The 18,318-nt window shown below is 52.1% G+C and carries 14 protein-coding genes; 10 read left to right on the top strand and 4 right to left on the bottom strand.

The window, feature by feature from the left end; translation table 11 throughout:
• The first annotated feature begins 87 nt into the window (after positions 1-87).
• Positions 88-2,541, top strand: coding sequence for a penicillin-binding protein 1C (pbpC, locus tag IPN95_00475; protein MBK9447895.1), 2,454 nt, complete (start codon positions 88-90; stop codon positions 2,539-2,541).
• Positions 2,542-2,682: 141 nt separating this feature from the next.
• On the opposite strand, the gene IPN95_00470 is transcribed toward pbpC, so the two are convergent.
• From IPN95_00470 to IPN95_00460, 3 genes are all read right to left on the bottom strand, one after another.
• Positions 2,683-3,951, bottom strand: a complete 1,269-nt coding sequence (locus tag IPN95_00470; protein ID MBK9447894.1) for a hypothetical protein — start codon at positions 3,949-3,951, stop codon at positions 2,683-2,685.
• Between the two features lie 117 nt (positions 3,952-4,068).
• Positions 4,069-4,794 carry a response regulator transcription factor gene (locus IPN95_00465; protein MBK9447893.1) on the bottom strand — a complete coding sequence of 242 codons (726 nt, stop codon included), beginning with the start codon at positions 4,792-4,794 and terminating at the stop codon, positions 4,069-4,071.
• A gap of 17 nt (positions 4,795-4,811) precedes the next feature.
• Positions 4,812-7,859 (bottom strand): hypothetical protein, encoded by a 3,048-nt coding sequence (locus tag IPN95_00460; GenBank protein ID MBK9447892.1) that lies wholly within the window; start codon positions 7,857-7,859, stop codon positions 4,812-4,814.
• A gap of 196 nt (positions 7,860-8,055) precedes the next feature.
• Here IPN95_00460 and IPN95_00455 point away from each other — a divergent pair, with 196 nt between their 5' ends.
• The 5 genes from IPN95_00455 to IPN95_00435 all read left to right on the top strand — a co-directional run bounded on the left by IPN95_00455 (position 8,056) and on the right by IPN95_00435 (position 13,407).
• Complete coding sequence (locus tag IPN95_00455) at positions 8,056-8,520, top strand: hypothetical protein (GenBank protein ID MBK9447891.1); 465 nt, start codon at positions 8,056-8,058, stop codon at positions 8,518-8,520.
• 76 nt (positions 8,521-8,596) lie between these two features.
• Positions 8,597-10,330 (top strand): hypothetical protein, encoded by a 1,734-nt coding sequence (locus IPN95_00450; protein MBK9447890.1) that lies wholly within the window; start codon positions 8,597-8,599, stop codon positions 10,328-10,330.
• 377 nt (positions 10,331-10,707) lie between these two features.
• Positions 10,708-11,268: a hypothetical protein gene (locus tag IPN95_00445; protein MBK9447889.1), complete on the top strand. Its 561-nt coding sequence runs from the start codon at positions 10,708-10,710 to the stop codon at positions 11,266-11,268.
• Positions 11,269-11,556: 288 nt separating this feature from the next.
• Entirely contained in the window at positions 11,557-12,591 is a 1,035-nt protein-coding gene (locus IPN95_00440; protein MBK9447888.1) for a hypothetical protein, read from the top strand.
• A gap of 144 nt (positions 12,592-12,735) precedes the next feature.
• Positions 12,736-13,407: a hypothetical protein gene (locus IPN95_00435; GenBank protein ID MBK9447887.1), complete on the top strand. Its 672-nt coding sequence runs from the start codon at positions 12,736-12,738 to the stop codon at positions 13,405-13,407.
• A gap of 261 nt (positions 13,408-13,668) precedes the next feature.
• On the opposite strand, the gene IPN95_00430 is transcribed toward IPN95_00435, so the two are convergent.
• Positions 13,669-13,950 (bottom strand): hypothetical protein, encoded by a 282-nt coding sequence (locus IPN95_00430; protein ID MBK9447886.1) that lies wholly within the window; start codon positions 13,948-13,950, stop codon positions 13,669-13,671.
• 56 nt (positions 13,951-14,006) lie between these two features.
• On the opposite strand from IPN95_00430, the gene IPN95_00425 reads away from it, so the two are divergent.
• The 4 genes from IPN95_00425 to IPN95_00410 all read left to right on the top strand — a co-directional run bounded on the left by IPN95_00425 (position 14,007) and on the right by IPN95_00410 (position 18,253).
• Positions 14,007-16,175 carry a hypothetical protein gene (locus tag IPN95_00425; protein ID MBK9447885.1) on the top strand — a complete coding sequence of 723 codons (2,169 nt, stop codon included), beginning with the start codon at positions 14,007-14,009 and terminating at the stop codon, positions 16,173-16,175.
• 32 nt (positions 16,176-16,207) lie between these two features.
• Positions 16,208-16,633, top strand: coding sequence for a hypothetical protein (locus IPN95_00420; protein MBK9447884.1), 426 nt, complete (start codon positions 16,208-16,210; stop codon positions 16,631-16,633).
• A gap of 130 nt (positions 16,634-16,763) precedes the next feature.
• Complete coding sequence (locus IPN95_00415; protein MBK9447883.1) at positions 16,764-17,120, top strand: hypothetical protein; 357 nt, start codon at positions 16,764-16,766, stop codon at positions 17,118-17,120.
• Positions 17,117-18,253, top strand: coding sequence for a hypothetical protein (locus tag IPN95_00410; protein ID MBK9447882.1), 1,137 nt, complete (start codon positions 17,117-17,119; stop codon positions 18,251-18,253). The genes IPN95_00415 and IPN95_00410 overlap by 4 nt, the downstream gene beginning before the upstream one ends.
• The last annotated feature ends 65 nt before the right edge of the window (positions 18,254-18,318 follow it).

The raw sequence follows: 18,318 nt of genomic DNA, 5'->3' as shown, positions 1-18,318 counted from the left end.
AAGTCACATTTGAACTTTGCGCCCTCTGCGAACCTCCGCGCCCTTTGCGTTTAATACTCCCAAAATTCCTCGACAGCCACCATTCCGATGAATTCATTCCTCCAAAAAACTTCCCAAATCGTCCGCAGGGGACGGTCGGGCCTCGGCAAGCTGCGCCGGAAGCTTTTCCAGCCGCGGTGGAAGCTGCTGCTGTGGCTGCTGGCCTTCGGGATTTGGTGGCAATTTTTCCTCCTGCCCAAACAGCTCTTCGAAGACCCGCTCTCCATGGTCCTCGAAGACCGCGATGGCAACCTGCTCGGTGCCCGCATCGCTGCCGACGGCCAATGGCGTTTCCCGGCGACCGACACGGTGCCCGAGAAATTCGCCAAGGCGATCGTAACCTTCGAAGACCGCCGCTTTGACATTCACCCCGGGGTCGATCTTATTTCCCTCGGTCGTGCCACCCTTCAAAACCTGAAAGGCGGACGTGTGGTGAGCGGCGGCAGCACCCTGACGATGCAGGTCATGCGCATGAGCCGAAAAGGGCAAAGCCGCAACATTTTTCAAAAGGCCATCGAAGCCGTTCTTGCCCTTCGGGTCGAAATGAAGTATTCCAAGGAGGAGATTTTGGCGATGTACGCTTCGAATGCACCCTTTGGCGGGAATGTCGTCGGTCTGGATGCCGCGGCGTGGCGGTACTTTGGACGCGGCCCCGACAAACTCAGCTGGGCCGAAAGCGCGACGCTGGCGGTCTTGCCCAACAGCCCCAAACTCATTCACCCCGGCCGAAACCGCACCGCACTCAAAGCCAAACGCGACCGACTACTCCGCCGCATGTGGGAAGAGGAAATCTTCGATTCGACGACCTACGCCCTCGCCATCATGGAGCCGCTGCCCGACCGACCGCATCCCCTGCCCAACCTTGCGCCCCACCTGCTTGACCGCGGATTTGCGGAGGCGGGCACGGGAAAGCGCACCCGCACCACGCTCGACATGCACCTGCAGGCCCGCGCGAGCCATATCCTGCAAATGCACCAACGCCGCCTCCTCGAAAATGGCGTTCACAATGCGGCGGCCCTCGTGATGGAAGTCGAATCGGGTGACGTGATCGCCTACGTGGGCAATACCGAGGCCACCGACAGCAGCAGCGGCCACGAAGTCGATGTGATTCGGGCAAGGCGCAGCACGGGAAGCATTCTCAAGCCCTTTCTCTTCGCCTCCATGCTCGACGACGGCGAAATCTTGCCCCAGACCCTTGTCCCCGACATTCCGACCTACTATGGGAATTACAATCCGCAGAATTACAACCGTACATTCGATGGGGCAGTGCCCGCCAAAATGGCTTTGGCCCGTTCGCTGAACATCCCCGCGATCCGAATGCTGAGCGACTATGGCCACCACCGATTTTTGCAGCGGCTCCAGGAAATTGGCATGACCACGCTCGACCGTCCGGCAGACGACTACGGGCTTTCCCTGATCTTGGGTGGTGCGGAGGCAAGCCTCTGGGACCTCGCGGGCATGTACGCGAGCATGGCGCGCTGCGTGAACGACTACCATCGCTTCAATGGCAAATACATTGACAATGAGTTCCGTGCGCCCAACTTCGAATGGAAAAAATCCATCACCCACCAAACCGACTACAAGCCGACCTTGGTCGATGAGACGGTACTAAGCGCGGGTTCCTGCTACGCGACCTTGGACGCCCTGCTCGAACTCGCCCGCCCCGAGGGCGAAAGCGAATGGATGAATTTCAGTTCGTCGCGCCGCGTAGCTTGGAAGACGGGCACGAGCTACGGCTACCGCGACGCTTGGGCGATCGGGGTCACGCCGACGCATGTCGTGGCCGTCTGGGCCGGCAATGCCGATGGCGAAGGTCGGCCGGGCTTGATCGGCCTGTACGCGGCGGCACCCATTCTTTTTGACCTCTTCGACATGATCCATACGCCCAATACCTGGTTTGACGAGCCGTTTGACGACATGGAGCAGGTGACCATTTGTAAAAAAAGCGGCCACCGTGCGAGCGACGTCTGCGACGAACTCGAGGTGATGCGTGTGCCCAAACGGGGACTGAACACCGAACCTTGTCCTTACCACAAGATGGTTCACCTGGATCCAAGCGGGCAGTTCCAAGTGCATGGCGACTGCGAATCCCCTTACAACATGGTCCACAAACCTTGGTTTGTACTTGCCCCGGCGATGGAGGATTGGTACCGCAAAAAGCATGTGGACTATATGAGCTTGCCGCCTTGGCGGGCCGATTGCAAGGAAGCCGCGGAGGCCGAGGCCAACAGCGCCAACATGGAATTTGTCTATCCAAGGACGATGAGCAAGGTTTATGTGCCGATCGACCTCGAAGGCAATCCAAGCAGTGTGGTTTTTGAGGTGGCGCACCGCCGGCAAGACAGCAAGATTCACTGGCACTTGGACAAGGCCTTCATCGGTACGACGGAGACCTTCCACCAAATGGCCCTGAACCCAACGCCCGGGGACCACGTGATCACCTTGGTCGACGAGGAAGGCGAAAGGCTGCAGAAGGCATTTGAGGTGGTCGGGAAGCGGTGATGGGGGTTTTGGGGTTGCAATTCTGCAAAATGCAAACTACCTCGGCCTTGCACTCGGCTACACCTTCGGGCGTGTGCATGAACTCCGCAGGGATTTGGAGCGAGTTGGTCTGAATTGATCCGTGACTTTCGAAGACCCCACTCAACGCTTCCACATTCGAAGCAGAAATTCACTGGAGACGACCACGCCGCCTGCCGCAGCCAACATTGGCAACAAAGAAATCAAAAACCGGGCCTCTTCGCCGACTTCGCCAGCTGCAAATACGGCGCTGATCAGGAGAATGATGATCGCCGAGGCGACTTCCGGCCGGCCAAATGCCCGCCACGACTGCCCTCGCAATGGCGCCCTGAGCATTCTCCAAAACGAGGCCAAAAAGAGCAGGACTACAGATAGCCCACAAAACCAAACCGCTGGTCGATAGATAAAGTTGAACCAACTGGGCGTTTTTGCCATGAAAAGCACCGTTTTGGGTTGATACAGTACCAAAAGCCGCCGGCCGAGATGTAGCGTAGCGCGCAATGGCTGCTTCAAAACGGCCTCCCTCACCTTCTTGCGAACGATCTTGTTGTAGGCGGTATGCCGATCAGTATTGATGTTGTCAAAGCCACCCGCATACAATGGCGGATCGTCTTCGAAACGCTCATTAGGGGTTTCAATGAAATCGACCCAACTTTTTTGCATGTTGAATCCATCGTGGTTGCTCCAATGGAGCTGATCGTGGCACAAAACCTGTTTGAGATGCCAACTCCCTGAAAACAACAACAGTGGCAAGAGGAACACGAAAAAATAACGCGCCGGCAACGGCCGCATCGCCAAAAAGGAAAGCACCAGAAAAAACGGCATCAACGGAAAAATGAGCGTGCGGGTAAGCTCAAGCAAACTGAGGACGGCCCCAGCAGCAAAACTCAGCCAAAATAGTCTTCGGTTTTGGACGTCACCCTTGCGCAACTGTTGCAAAAGCGCGAGCCAGCCCAAAATCAACGCCGGCATCAACATATCATACATTTCGGTATTGCCTTTGTGTATGAACCGAATGGCTACAGCAAACACCAATGAAAGCCCTCCAGAAATCAGGACTTGAAGGCGCGTCTTTGAAAATACCATAGTTCCCAAATAGGCATTGATCCCGATGGACAAAGGGTAGAGTCCGAAGGAAAAAATCGCTGTCGAGCCCAAGATCAATTGCGCACTCACTTCGAGAAAGGCCCAGACGGGTGAAATCCCCGTTTGCAATTCGCTCATGAACCGCCAAAGGTCACTCCAGGTATGAAAATCCTCAGGTCGGTAAAGATGCTGCCAATCGAGGGTAATTGAACCTTTGATCCCCAAATTGACGCCAAACGCAAAGAGGGCAATGGCGGAGGCTAAAAGTCGGCGAAGTCTTTTATCATCGTTCCAAATGGATGTCATGCGTTGAAGTGGCGAGAACTGCACATCCGAAAAATCAACAGGATAATCCGAATATCCAAATCTCTTCAGGCGCTGCCGCTTGGTACGCTATCTGCAAAGATCGTCATTGGGGTTTGCTTATTGGATTTCATCCAGCGCCACCCAGCCTTTTTTGATGGCGTAGATGATCATGCCAGCCGTGTTGCGCACGCCCATTTTTTCCATGATGTTTTGGCGGTGACCTTCGACAGTGCGCGCGGAGATAAAAAGTTTGTCGCCGATTTCCGGATTGGTGAGGCCACGGCAGACATGGTCCAAGATTTCAACTTCGCGGTCGGTCAGTTGCACCAAACCAGCGAACACCGGCTTGAACTTGTCGCCTTTTACGATCTTGGAGAGCATGGCACGTGAAACGCGGTCATTGAAATAAAATCCAGTTTCCATGACCGCGCGGATGGCCATTTCGACCTCGTCCGGATCGGATTCCTTGAGCAGGTACCCGTTGGCGCCCAATTCGATCAGGTGCAGGATCATCGCGTCGTCTTGGTTCATCGTGAGCATGACGACCTTGACCGTGGGAAATTCGCTGCGAATGCGTTGGAGGGCGGCGATGCCATCCATCTCCGGCATGGTAATGTCGAGCAGGATGACATCGGGCAGGTTTCCTTCGGAGAGTTTTTGGAGCAATTCGATGCCGTTGCCTGCCTCAAAGAGCACTTGCATGCCTTCGGCATCTTCGAGCAAGGCGATCATGCCCTTGCGAAAGAGCTTGTGGTCATCGGTGAGAGCGACTTTGATGGGGTTGGGACTTGACACTTGTGGCACTTTGGGAGGAAAGATAGGAAAAATCCGCTGTGGTAACATCGCGGTGCAGGTTCAATCTAGACCCGCAAGGATATCTCTGCCAAAAAGCCTTGGCCCGGTGCCGCTTCGAATCGCAGCTTGCCCCCCAGGGCATCCACCCTGCTTTCCATTCCCCTAAGTCCGAGTCCGGCACCGCTGTCTTTGACCTTGGAGAGGTCAAATCCGACACCGTTGTCTTGAAACAGCATGGTGAACTGCCCATCCGCATACCCGAGCGTAAGCTTGCGTTCTGTCGCTTGGGAATGCTTGAGCGAATTCGAAATCAATTCCTGGACGACGCGGTAAAGGGTGAGTTCGGTGCGAATCTCAAGTCTTGGCGGTTCTTGGATGAGGATGCATTCGAAGGGGATGCCTGAAAGCTGCGCGGTTTTGCTGGCGAGTTGGGCCAAGGCGGCACAAAGTCCGAGCGACTCCAGACTTGGCGGCAAAAGGTCGTGGGAAATCTGCCGCACAGAGCCGATCGCCGAGTCCAGCATTTCGGTTGATTCGTCCAGCGAAGTTTCCACGCCATCCTTGGCGAGTTTGCGTTGGCTGAGTTTGAGGCTCATTTTGACGGTGGAGAGCAGGGCGCCGACTTCGTCGTGCAGGTCACGCGCGATGCGGATGCGTTCGGACTCTTGGGTTTCGACGGTGGTTTGCAAGATGGCGCGTTGCTGTTGCCGCTCGCGCTCGCGTGCGACTTCCTGCTTGCGGTTGGCGCGCCCGACTTGCCAACGCACGATGAGAACTACCATGCCGATGGCGGCAAACATATATAATGCATAAGCCCACCAAGTGCGGTACCATGGCGGCAGAATGGTAAAGGTATAAGCGGCTTCCTTGCCGAGGGTGTCGTAGAGATTCTTGGAGCGGGCATGGAAGGTGTAAGTGCCTTCGGGCAGGTCGTTGTAGGCCTTGTCGCTTTCGGGTCCCCACGGCGACCAATCGTCTTCCAAACCTTCAAGCCAATGGCTGAAGACGGTTTTTTCGGGGTATTCGTAGCTTGTGGCGGTGTAGGAGAATGCGATGTTGTTGCGTTCGAATGGGAATGTGAGCTTGTAATTGTCGGGCTGAATGTCGGTGAGAAGGCCGTTGGCATCGGCATAATTGCCATAGAAAACGACCTGAGTATCGTTGACGGTCACGCGGTCGATGAGGGTATGGTAGGGAACGTGGTAATCCTTCGGAATCCGCGGGTCGTAGCAATACAGCGTGGTCGTGGTGCCGATCCAGATGAGGCTGTCGGGGCTGGGGTAAATGCACCAGACTTCCTGGTCCTCCATGCGCCGGAGCGGGAGGTCGTTCCATTGCCATTGGCCGTTTTGGTCTTTGCGAAGGAAGCCTGTGCGGGTGCCGTCGTAGAGCCAGATTTGGCCTAGGAGGTCTTGGGTGAGGTGGCGTGCGCCATGGCCTTGGTCGGCAAAGCGCTGCCCAAACAGGGTTTCTGGAACGAGCTTCTGTTGCCTTTCGTCGAAGTGAAAGATGCCCCGGTTGGATCCAAACAGGATCTTCCCATCATGCTCCGACAAATCGAATTCGAGATGATCAGACACAAAACCATTTGTCGAATCAAAGGTCGTTACAATCGGATTTGTGAATCCAGGCTTGAATTGTATGCGGGAAACTTTGGTAAAACTCGCCCACAAGTCGCCATTGGGCAATGCCTGCAAGTGCCTAACCTCATGCTCAATCCCTTGGATTTTTCCCTCGTCCTTCCATTTGCCATCCTCCCAGCGCAAGGAATATAACCCTATGTCAGTGCCGATAAATAGTCGATTGGGCTCCGTTTTTGATAGGCAAATGGCCGTTGCAGGGTAATCCGAAATCTTGCTTTCGATCCCGTTCTTGTAGCTTAAAATGCCGCTTCTCCTCGATGCAATCAATACAGCATCTTGAAACAAAACAAATCCATTGACGAATCCATTGCTTTCAGGAAGGATTCGTGAGCGACAATCGGGATCGTCTTTTTGCAACAACCTTCCACCTACGGTTGTGCCGAGAAAAAACTCATCCTTGTAATCAAACATTGCCATTACCAATGGCTTTGCTTTGCCAGTTGAGTTGACTTTCCGCAATGCTATCGGATACGGAACGCTGCTGACACCGATCTGGGAGGCGAGCCAGATATTGTCGCGACCATCTGCATAAGGAAACGTGAGCTCATTTGAATGAAGGCCTTGGTTTTCATTGACGACAGTAAAAGTCAGATCCTGTACATCCAAAATATACAGACCATGCTCCTCTGTCGCAACGGCGATTCTACCATTGGGCAATGTGTTTGTATTAATTACCACCACGCTATCCATCGGGGAGGATATTTTTTCCAATCCTTGCCCATCAAAGAGGTACATCCCTTGGTCCTTGGTTAGAAGGATTGATGTGGATCCCTTTGATGCCGATAGAAGATGCACACCTTTGAGGGTGAGGGAATCGATGGCTTCCGAATTCCCGATTTTACCACTAACACCATTTTCAAATGACCAAAGACCGTCATTGGTGGTCTGGACGATAATCTTTCCTTGGGTAGAAAAGGCTTTGCGATAGGTCGTTTTGCTTCGCCAAGTGGTAAATTTATTCCCGTCCCAGCAGAACAGCCAATTCTTGTCTAAAAAGTATACATTGCCATTTCCATCCGAAACGACATTCAAGATTTTTTCAAATGTAAGTGCTTCTTTGGGAAGCAAATGGCGCATGGATTCAAACACGGTTTCACCCTTGCGATTGGCGCTAAAGGAACCGAGATCACCAAGCCCACCGGTGTAAATCCTTCCGTCTCTACCCGCTGCCATCTTGAAAAATTTCTGGTCCCGCGTACCTTGTGCGGCAGCCCACTTTTTGCCATCGTAGGTGAGTACGATATTTTCATTCCCAAAATAAAGGATCCCGTTTCGATCTGCAATTACCCCCCAGTTATTGGGTGAACTGGTGTAATCGGGGGATCGGTAGGAAGTCGGTAGAAAATTAGTGATGAAGGGCTGCCCAATTTGACAATAAAGATTGCCCACGACAAAGACGAAAAAACAAGCCACCAGAATTGACTTCTTGGACCTTCTCCAATTTCCACCGGCAACATTCTGGAAACTCATTGGGCCAAGATAGAGATTCTCGCTCTATTTTGGGTCAAATTCAGACGATGACTTACTACTGATCAATCCTTCGTCCACGATCTTCTTGGATCCATGGTTGTCATGGAAACCACAAGCGATTGGTGGCTACCATTTGGAACGGTCCGTATTTTTTCTAACTTCACCCTTTTAGAATCCAACTTCAAAATACATAAACATGGAAGATAACGGTCAAATAACGCTTGATGGTATAGACGAACAAGGTGCAGTGGCGCCCGTCAAGGTGCTCGGTAGTTCAATGCCATCGTCGGTCACTTGTGGCAAAATTGTTACCTGGTATTACGATGGCGCATTCTCAAGTTTGGCAAAGGGGCAAGTGTGGTATGTTAAGTATAATACCCCTGGTGCCGAAGGCGGAGACGGAACGTACAATTTGGTAAGTCGGGTTCCTACAAATGGCCAAGGTACCATCGGAACGGTGGAGTCCAATCAAGAACGAACCGCCGTGATTGATGCTCCAGGGGAGAATTTTCCAGTGATGGATGATTGCAAGCAGTTGGGCATGTCTGTTGACGTCAGTTTTACTGACGACCAAGATCCGACAGAAGGACAGAAGTGGTATATCAGTTATGATGGGGAGACATTTACCCTGGTGGCCCCAGTTGCCGCTGGCGGAAAATAGACCGTTTTCATCGATGTGATCTGCATTTCCACTAAACCGCATACGCGACGGGGATCGTTCCAGGCAGGAAAGTCAAATGGACACAGTTGAATTTGGAATAAGTGCTGTTTTTGTCGCCAAGATTAGCACCATTGATGGTTTGATGGGAACAGCTGATCTGATTGCAGCTGATTCGCCAAACGGGTTCATCAATTTTGGCACGTCTCGGATCGAATTTGCATTTGTAAAGGAAATGACCCCAAGTCCCGCCATCAACCAAATCTGGGTGATGTGCAAGAATGGAATAGCTGTCGAACTCATCCACGAAATCACCGCACAAACCGTCGTTTTTGCAGACAGCAATGGTGGAATTGCGATGGTGAACATGCCATTCCCTTCGAACTCAAGTTCATCTGTTGTTGGTTCTTGGCAAGCAGTGAATCCCGATCCAGCGACCAACCATGCGTTGAGCGTCCCCAGTTATCTTCCGTATGCACCGACACCCTGCGGATTTTACACTTGTTCCATCGTCTTGTCGGATGTTGCAAAACAAGTGACAGGACTCAATCTCCTTGCAGCTTCTGCCAATATCCCTCGTTCGCCAAGTGTAATTCCAAAGAGGGAGATCACTCCTTCTACAGGTGAAATCCGCGAGGATGGGATCAAGTTGTCTGCAACCAAGTTTTATTACCGTTCTGGTGATGATGTCTCACGTGCACTCGCGATGCATCGGCCGTTTTCCCCCGAATATCCGCCGCATTCGAATTGTATTGTCGCTTATCCAATCGACTCCATAAATGGAAATCAATTGGTTTGGTGTTCTTTTGAGACTTCCAACCCAGATTTCGCATGCAGGGTTTCGAATGTACGTGCAATTATTGAAGGGCCACAAGAATCTTATTTGGTCACAACAATGGCATGCCACTTTTGGGCCAATCATGCAGAAGCTAAACTTATTTCTGCTTTCGGGAAGTACACGGGCTACTTACCTTTTGAGGTAGATACGCAGCCATTGATTCCAGATCATAAGGTCGTTGGGGAATATCCAAAGACCTGGCTGTGGCAATATTGCCTCGGCGATCCTTCCCTCCTCGAAACCGAGTGGATTGATATCGAACGCGTGCACGTCTGCATCTACCTGACAGTCGGTTACCCGACTTTCCCTTGGGCTGCACACGACCCTAAGCTCGTGAATCCATCAAGAAATACGCCACCGCATGTTGGATTGGTCATCAATGCTTGTCGGCTAGCTGCGGGAGCAACGAATCCAGATGAAGTTGCCACCTTCATCACCAAAGAATTGGCCAACTCTAGCCACTTTGTCTACGATGGCAGGGTGAATCGATTTACAACCTATCGCACCAACGATCAGGATAAAATGCCTATCGGTTCCTTGGAAATCGATGCGGTTGAATTGATGGAAACGATTTCAGGCCTCCTCGCAGGACCAATTGCGGTTGATTGTGTGGACCTTTCCAGGGCTTTGCTTCTGCTGGCAAATAGCATTGGCGGCACGCTGAAAATCGGAATGATAAAAACCACGAACATTCCAGATCAAGGCTTTAGTCTGAATTCTTTGTGGCCCCTAGGGTCGACAAAAAAGCAATCTGCCGGGCGTTTTCAATTTCATCAAGTGGCGTATATCGGCGATCAATTTGATGAGAATGCAAAGATCTATGATCCATGCGTTCAATTTATTGATGAAAACGGCCAACCACAACCAGTATTAGGAGTAGACCGCGAGAAGTATCTTGATTTGCTCGTCGGAACCAATTCTCGCAGCTCCATACTGTGCGTAGATCTTCAGACGGAAGAGATGATCATCCAATAATGTTTGGACGGTTTACGTGTTTTAGTCTAACCGTTAAGGCAATTGCTTAAGATTGACCTTGGAATACCTACCGGATGCTCAAGGTCAATCGTGGCAAACTCCCTTATCATCACGATCGCCACATTGAGCAATTCCCTCGCTTCCTTTAAATTACCCTCAACTCCAGCCTTCGACAATTTTCGCTTTGCGCGTTTGATGCTCAATTTCACCGTCTCAGCTAATTCCCTTTTACAGAACACGTATTTCTACGTACTCCCCCCGCAAATCCCCCTGATTTCTTAAATCAGGGCATTCTACGCTGAAAAACCGATCCCCAACCCCCCAACTTTGGATTATTGAAAGGCACTAAATATTTGTCCAACCCAATAATCACAAAGATGAAAACGACTTCCACCACCCGCACCAGAATCTTCGCCACCTTGTTGGCTTTTGTCCTGACTTTCGGCGCCGTCGCTGCCCAAAACCTCCGCCCGGAAGAAAACTGGCTCCAAGCCTGGAAAAATTTCGCTGGCACGCAGACCTCTTCCACTTGGCTGCACAATGAAATCGCCAATGGCGCGACCCTGTTCAGCGATCCCACCAAAAGCTCCTTGATTGTGACCATTTCCGCCGAATGGAATTCGATGGAGGCAGTGTCCGAGGCGCTCGCAGAAGGCATCCAATCCGGCAACGGCAACCAAATGTCGGCCGGCAACGAGGCAGAAATGCTCGATCATACCACGGCCATCACCACATGGATTGGCCAACTCGGCGGCACGCAACTCTACGCCACCGTCGTCGCGCAGCTTCAGCAGAATGGCACGACCCAACTCGTCCTCGAACTTTCCCGCACGCCGATATATCCAGACCTTGAGGCACGCAATATCAATGCCCTCGCCCTTTTGGACTCACTCGGCGCACAGGCCCAATCCAGTCCCCTCGCATCAGAATCCAAGTAATCCAAACGCGGGAGTGGGGCCTTCCCCCTCCCAGGTACAATGGCCGGGGGTAGCCCAAAACCCGCCATCCGCCACAAGCGGAAGACGAAAGAGAGTAGGCAAATGAAAAATTCCAACTCGTACTGCAATGAGTACCACGATCCAAAATCTCGCGCAACGTCAAGTCATGTTGAGCTTCGCCTACCTCGCCTATACGGGAGAGAATTTCACCACCCCGGAACAGGAAAACACCATGCTTGGCCTCATTCAAACAGCCATGCCGCAGATTCCACCACTTGCCGCCTCGCCATGGAAAATTGTCTGGTATGCTGCCCCCTACACCGTGCCTGGCGCCCTGTACCAAGACAACTTCATGTTTGTCGCCCAAAACATCGCCGATCCGAAAGCCAATATGCAGTCGCCATCCGCGGCACCAATTTCGTCTCGAACCTCAATTGGTTCATGGAGGATTTTGATGTGTTGCAAATGATGCCTTGGCCCTTGGGAAACACCACCATTCCTGCACCAGCAGAAATGGTTTCAGAGTCCACCAGCATCGGGATGAATGTGTTGCTGTCCATGTTGGGATCAACGCCAGGCTCCTCGGCAGCGCCAACAAATCTGCACGATTTTCTGCTGGGGCAGACCCAAAATGGAGGCCAACCCACCAAAATCAATGTTTGCGTGACGGGCCACAGCTTGGGCGGCATGCTGGCCGGCACGATGGCGCTTTACCTATCAGACAACCAATCCTCCTGGGATGCGTCCAATCAATCCACGATCAGCTGCATCACCTTTGCCGCACCAACGGCGGGCAATCAGGCTTTTGCTGCTTACTCCGACCAAGCATTCAATGGCAAGACTTCGCCGCCCAACTGGGACACAACCTTGGGGAGCAACTGCGATGCGGTACGTTGCGATCTGGATGTTGCACCCTTGTTTAGCACAGCGAGCAACATCTCACAAAGCGTGGATGGCAATCCCTACTCGCCCTTGTTTGCGGTTTATGGTGCCAACATTGATTTTGAGAAGTTGACATTTAAGCAGAAGGATGAATGGGGAGCGGTGAACGGCAGCATCTTGCCGATGTTGGCGAGCATCTTGACTAGCAGGGGTTACACCCAAATCGTGTCTGGCGCTGCTCAGGTACAGGGTACCTTCAAGCCACTCGATTCCTTCGATCCCCCGATCGACATTACATCTTCATTTCACAATTCATTCACCAACTATCTGAAGGCTTTCGGTGCAGAAGCGGGCTGGCAACACAGCAACAGCTACCCTACCATTCTCCAGGTCCCAGCGTTGCTTAGTTCTAGCATCATCGTGCGGTCGGTGGCTCAATAAGAATCTGATCTTCTTCAGGGAGGCTCAAGCTTCCAAATCAATATGAATTTCATTGGCCGGGGGTAGCCCAAAACCCGCCATCCGCCGCAGGCGGAAGACGAAAGAGAGTAGGCATGCTGGAACAATTTCAATTGAATACATGATATGAACTGGGAATTCCATTTTCGCAATTTTGACACGCAAGCACAATGGTTTGGTGTCTATCACGAAGGCTGCGGCGGTGCACCATGGCATACTGGCAGGCCTCGTTGTTGGGATTGCACGATCACCAACAATCCCACGGGGGGAGACAACTCGGTATATGTCCCAGCCGGTTTCGTCGTAGATTTTGAGCAGTGGTTCAAAGTCATTTTGGACGGGATTGAGGAGGTTGGCGACATCCTCATGGTAGTTGCGTCTGAGGGTGAAGATGTTGACGCTTGGAAGGATGCTGTCAGCACCGCCTTCAACATCTCAACCGACGCCGTCACAGCGGCGCTCACCAACAGCAATACGGATCTCGCTACGCTGATGGCCAATTCACAGAATGCATTTGAAAGGTCTGCGGCGTCGATCAATCGCACCACCGACGAAATCCTGCAAATCGGGGCTGAAATGGGCTTGAGTGGATTCGGATTCATTGCTGGCCCAACGTATCAAGGCATGATTTTTACCGACAACGACACTTACAATGACAATGCCGGCTGGACCATGCTCCGTTCCGATCCCAACGGGTCCGTGGACCACATCCTGAATCACGCCTTCATCGATCAGGGACATTTGGTGATTTATTGGAATTCGCAGGATTCGTCCGGGTTCTGGAACTCCTTTTCCTAAGGGGATCGCCAAGCTGCTCCAAAGACGGGATTGCTCGCAATTGAATTCGTCTTGGTCCTGTTCTGCTTCGGATATGAGGGCATTGGAGCCCTGACACTTTCAATAGACGCTGCATCTTAATCGGTATCTGAGCCTTTTTACAAGAATTCACTTTTTCCAACTCGACCAAACGCCCAGCATCTGCGCTGGGTTTTGTTTTTGTGTTTAAAGGCAAGTTTCAGTGTGAGATTGAGTGTGAGAGCGAGAGTTCGCGCTGCGCGCTCACCTCACATCCCCATGGCGCAGCCACGTGGGCACCTTCTCCTCCTCCAACAGTTCGTCGAGCACGCGGTCGAGGCCTTCGTACCAATCAATGTGCGGCGACATTTCGTCGCAGCCGCCAGCTTCGGGGACGCATTGTGTATCCTGATGCCGGAAACCGCAGGCTGGGCAGCGGCCTTGAGTTTCGAAGGTGTTCCAGACATGGCCGCAATGGCATTGCCAATAGGGCTGTCCGTCGGGACGCCATGAACATTTCGGGCAACGGATGCGCAGGTCTTGCATGCTGCGAATTTACAGCCATCGGGAATTGCTTGGTACATTCTTCCTAAATTGCCGGCATGCACCAACGGATTTTGTTTGGATTCTGTTTGCTGATGGTTTCCCTTTCGGGCCAAGCGTCCCATTATCGGCTGGTGATCGACGCCGAGGAAGCGGTACAACAAAACCCCATTTCCCGAAATGCCCTGGCTGATTTTACCGCCTTGCTGGATTCCGCTTGCCATTGCATTGTGTCGCCAGCGTCACGGGCCGATGTGACCTTGTTTATCGAAGCTCCTGCGAGCAACGGAGCTCTGGAAACCAAAACGCTGGGCGAGTCACGCAACTATCCCTTTTTCTATTATCCGGCGCATGGTTTTGTCTGGACTTCGACAGAGCCGCTGCTGGTGCATTCACATACGCTTTCAGCTTCCAGTCCACAGGGAATTGCTAACGGGTTGTATGCCTTTTTGCAGGAAAAATTGGGCTTCAAGTTCGTCCATGCCCGCCAAACGATTTATCCTGACCTTGAACGGTGGCCACTCACGAATGCAGGCATTTGGACTGGTCGGCCCCGCTTCGACAAAAAAGGATTTCACCTTCATACCATGCATCCGCTTGAGTTGACGCAAGCCTTGCACGATCCTGAATTCCCCGGCGGATTGGAGATGGTGCAGGAGTACATACTCTGGCTCGCGCGGAATGGCCAAAACTACTTTGAGTTTTCCTTGATGGAGGGTGTGGACCACGATTTGCCCCGCTGGGTGCGTCATGCGCGGCGTTTTACGCAGTATGGCCATGACCGCGGGATTCTCTGCGGACTCGACTTGAGCATCCACATGGTGCAACAAAAGAGCTTTCAGTTGGTGCAATTCCCGACCAAGGACTTTCGCAAGTTTGAAACGCAGGTGCGGAATCGGCTTTCGACGTTGATGCTGGCGAATTGGGATTTTATCAATTTGGAATTCGCCTTGGCTGAGTTTGTCGGGGGCTTGGAAGGATTGCGCATCCGGTTGCGGGACATTGTTTTGGCGGAGATGCAAAAATATCCCAAAACCAAACTCATCGGGCGGCAGCATGTGGTGAAACCCGAAGACGAATTGGGCGGTAGCCATGGGACAGAAAGCCTGAATGTCCCGACCGATCCGCGAATGGGTGTACTCGTGCATACTGTGATGTGCTACGCACTCACGGATACGCATGTGCCTGTCTATGAACTTAAAAACTTCGATCACCTCCACAAGATGTTGATCGACCAAAATGACGTGCGAGAGACTTGGTATTATCCCGAAAGCGCCTACTGGGTGACGTTTGACAACAGCATTCCCTTGCTCTTGCTGCCCTATCTCGATGCCCGATACCGCGACATTCAGACCTGCGAAGCGATCGGGATTCCCGGGCATGTAACGTTTTCTTCGGGTTGGGAATGGGGCTATTGGCTGGTGGATTGGAGCATTGCGCGCTGGAGCTGGGACTATCGCATCGAAACGGAGGGCAAGGAAAGCCTGCCGGAGGTCATTCAGGGGCCCTATCAATACTTGGCGGATATTTTTGAAGATCCCAAAAGTGCCGAACGCGTGATTCAGTTGGCGGATCTGGAAAAGGAATGGCTGATCCGGCGCAACCTGTTGCGATGGTTGTGCCCGAGCAATCCGACGGACGAATTGCCAGCACCAATGAACAAGCAGTTTCAGCCACGGGGAATCGTAAACTTAGGCGACCTCCGCAAATTAGCGCAGAAGCAGTCCGAGCGCTTGGCCGAATTGCCCATCGACAGTCTGAATGAGTTTGTGACAACGATGATGGTCAAAGCCACTACATTGACGATTTCCTCCCAGGCTGCGCCCCTCAAAAACCAATTGCAGGCAATGTTGGTTTCCGAAATCATTGACGGACTGAAAATCACCGCCTTGCGTGCCCAACACAGCGCCAGGCTGATGGAAGCCGCCCAAGCCTACGCCGCCTCAAGCTTCAGTACTGCAGTCCTCAAAGCTGGCCTGCTCGAAGCAGCAAAGACCCGAAAACGCGCCTTGGAGATCGTGCAAAGGCGCGAAAAGTACTACCGCTACCCCGTCGAATTGCTCGCTGGCAAATACAAAAGCTTCACCGCCTATGACTTTGGGTACCTCTACACGGTACACAACCTCCATTTCTGGGAACGCGAGGAACGTCAGATGCTAAAGGGTCGCCACGGGCCATTTTTCATGAATATCTACGACCTGCCCAAAATTGCCGGGCTGAAGGAATAAGCGGAATCCCAGGATTCGGTTAGATTCGCAGCATGAAACGATTCTCCTACGTCCTTTTGTTCATGCTCACCCTCGGCTTGTTTTTGCCAGCCTGCAACGGCGATTTGGACCAACTCCGCAGCAATGGACAAATGACGAGTGCCACGGTCTTGTCTAAAAGGGAAACTTCAGCGCTCAAAGCAAAAAATCGTCATTACAGCCTCGGAGTAGGCTTTTTTGCGCAAGATTCGGCTGAAATCGCCAAAGGTGCGCATCAAGACGACGTGCTCAAAGACACCACGATGAGCATGGCCGACCGCATCAACAACTGGCAACCCGGCAGCGCCATCGGCGAATACACCACCGTAGACATCGACGTCTCCAAGCCGATATACGACAAGTACAAAGACGGCGACAAGGTCGACGTGGTGTATTTGCCTTCAGATCCCAAGATCGTGCGGCTCAAGGAGCAGCTCTAGGGCTTTCATGATCCCGTCTTAAGGGCGATTCTTGTCCACCCTGCTTCGAATTGGGAAAATTTGCAATTACAACTCATTGAATTTCAATCAAACCAGCGTATCTTCCGTGGTCTAAAATCACTTAATGTCCATGGGAAAGCTAGAATCACCTCAAAAGAAAAAAACGCCACAACAACCTGTCCAAACCAAGGAGCCCGAGGGAAAAACAATGGCGCCACCGCAGTTTTCCTTGGAATCAAGTCCTGTTCAAATGAAAGGCGGATTATGGGACTCCTTCACTGGTGCCGCCGAATGGGCCGGAAATATGTTGTCCAACGCTGCAGAAGCCTTGGGATTTGGCGGAGAGGATGCGGAAAAGTCGGCTCCTGTTGCTAAAACGGAAGAAAAGCCGAAGAAAAAGCCGCTCCTACAGCCGAAACCAAGACTGCGCCCGCCTCCGAGCCGAAGGCTGATGCAAAAGCCGGCAAAAAAGATGACAAGGGCTTGACCGAATATACTTTTGATAAAAAGGATGCCATTGACCCCAAGACCAAGGAAAAGTATCCGCAAGGAGAACTCACCACACTCATGCTGGAGAAGGCTGGAATCAAAGATCCCAACGATTGGTGGAGCAATTTCACCACGATGACTCTTTTTGGACTGACAACCAATTCATTGCACAAGGATTTTGCCAACCTTCTGAGGAATGCAGAAGCCAAAACCGTGGAGAAAATAGCCGCTTCGGCCGATTACATTGAATGGGCAAAAGCCAATCCCAAAGGCGTAGGCACTGCTGCCTCGATTGGAAAATTTATGGGCCTCAAGGGCGGCTACTCTACATTACGGGGCGAAGAAAAGGATTCGGCTTCTTTCCATGCATTTGGATTGGCCATCGACTTTAATGTCACACAAAATCCTTGGATCAGTGACAGCGCCGGGAAACTGGACAAAGCCGACCCCAAAGACAAGAAAAAAACCGTGCGCGACAAAACGGGCGTGATGAAGGATGCGCTGGACCGCGCCGGCGGGCTCATGGGCAAAACGCTCGAATTCAAGCACGTCAATCCTGACCATTTCAATTATGACATGGTCACGACCTACGACAATATGTCGGCGATCGACAAGGGCTTTGAAACATATTTTGGCTTGGGGCTTGATACCAAGGATGCCGAACTCAAAACTTTTCTTGACAGTACCAAAGATGCGACTTGGAAGGGCAAAACGACTGCCGAGGCACGCGTCATCATCAACAATGACCTCGACGTGCTCTCACAATGGTGGGCCCGTAAGGATAAGAAAAAAGATCAGTCCGAGATGATCCGCACCAACGGCATCATGGACCTCAATCGGGATATGGTCCTGTCGATGGGCGAAGTTGGCTTGGATTGGGGCGGCAAATATGGCGACATGATGCACTTTGACATGCGCAATACAGGCATCGGCATCAAACTGCGTCAGGCCAAGTACATGGAGGATGTCAAAACCAAAAAAGGGGAAATGACAGCGGAAATGAAAGCCGACAAAATCGCCGCTGCTGAAAAGAAAAAGGCAGATAAAGCCGCGGCTGCCGAAAAGAAGAAGGCCGACAAGGCAGCAGCAGATGCCAAAAAGAAGGCCGACAAGGAAGCTGCCAAAAAATAGCTTTGCCATTGGCCAAATGCCCGGGCATTTGGCATGTAAAAATATTCGATCAAAAATTGGGGAGG

Source organism: Bacteroidota bacterium, assembly GCA_016718825.1.
Taxonomy (GTDB): domain Bacteria; phylum Bacteroidota; class Bacteroidia; order J057; family JADKCL01; genus JADKCL01.
The sequence above is the reverse complement of the archived record's forward strand: the minus strand, read 5'-3'. Positions and strand labels throughout refer to the sequence as shown.

Bases quoted from the DNA above. Each gene is read 5' to 3' on its own strand.
- pbpC (MBK9447895.1), top strand. From the start codon at position 88: ATGAATTCATTCCTCCAAAAAACTTCCCAAATCGTCCGCAGGGGACGG.
- IPN95_00470 (MBK9447894.1), bottom strand. From the start codon at position 3,951: ATGACATCCATTTGGAACGATGATAAAAGACTTCGCCGACTTTTAGCC.
- IPN95_00465 (MBK9447893.1), bottom strand. From the start codon at position 4,794: ATGTTACCACAGCGGATTTTTCCTATCTTTCCTCCCAAAGTGCCACAA.
- IPN95_00460 (MBK9447892.1), bottom strand. From the start codon at position 7,859: ATGAGTTTCCAGAATGTTGCCGGTGGAAATTGGAGAAGGTCCAAGAAG.
- IPN95_00455 (MBK9447891.1), top strand. From the start codon at position 8,056: ATGGAAGATAACGGTCAAATAACGCTTGATGGTATAGACGAACAAGGT.
- IPN95_00450 (MBK9447890.1), top strand. From the start codon at position 8,597: ATGGACACAGTTGAATTTGGAATAAGTGCTGTTTTTGTCGCCAAGATT.
- IPN95_00445 (MBK9447889.1), top strand. From the start codon at position 10,708: ATGAAAACGACTTCCACCACCCGCACCAGAATCTTCGCCACCTTGTTG.
- IPN95_00440 (MBK9447888.1), top strand. From the start codon at position 11,557: ATGGAAAATTGTCTGGTATGCTGCCCCCTACACCGTGCCTGGCGCCCT.
- IPN95_00435 (MBK9447887.1), top strand. From the start codon at position 12,736: ATGAACTGGGAATTCCATTTTCGCAATTTTGACACGCAAGCACAATGG.
- IPN95_00430 (MBK9447886.1), bottom strand. From the start codon at position 13,950: ATGCAAGACCTGCGCATCCGTTGCCCGAAATGTTCATGGCGTCCCGAC.
- IPN95_00425 (MBK9447885.1), top strand. From the start codon at position 14,007: ATGCACCAACGGATTTTGTTTGGATTCTGTTTGCTGATGGTTTCCCTT.
- IPN95_00420 (MBK9447884.1), top strand. From the start codon at position 16,208: ATGAAACGATTCTCCTACGTCCTTTTGTTCATGCTCACCCTCGGCTTG.
- IPN95_00415 (MBK9447883.1), top strand. From the start codon at position 16,764: ATGGGAAAGCTAGAATCACCTCAAAAGAAAAAAACGCCACAACAACCT.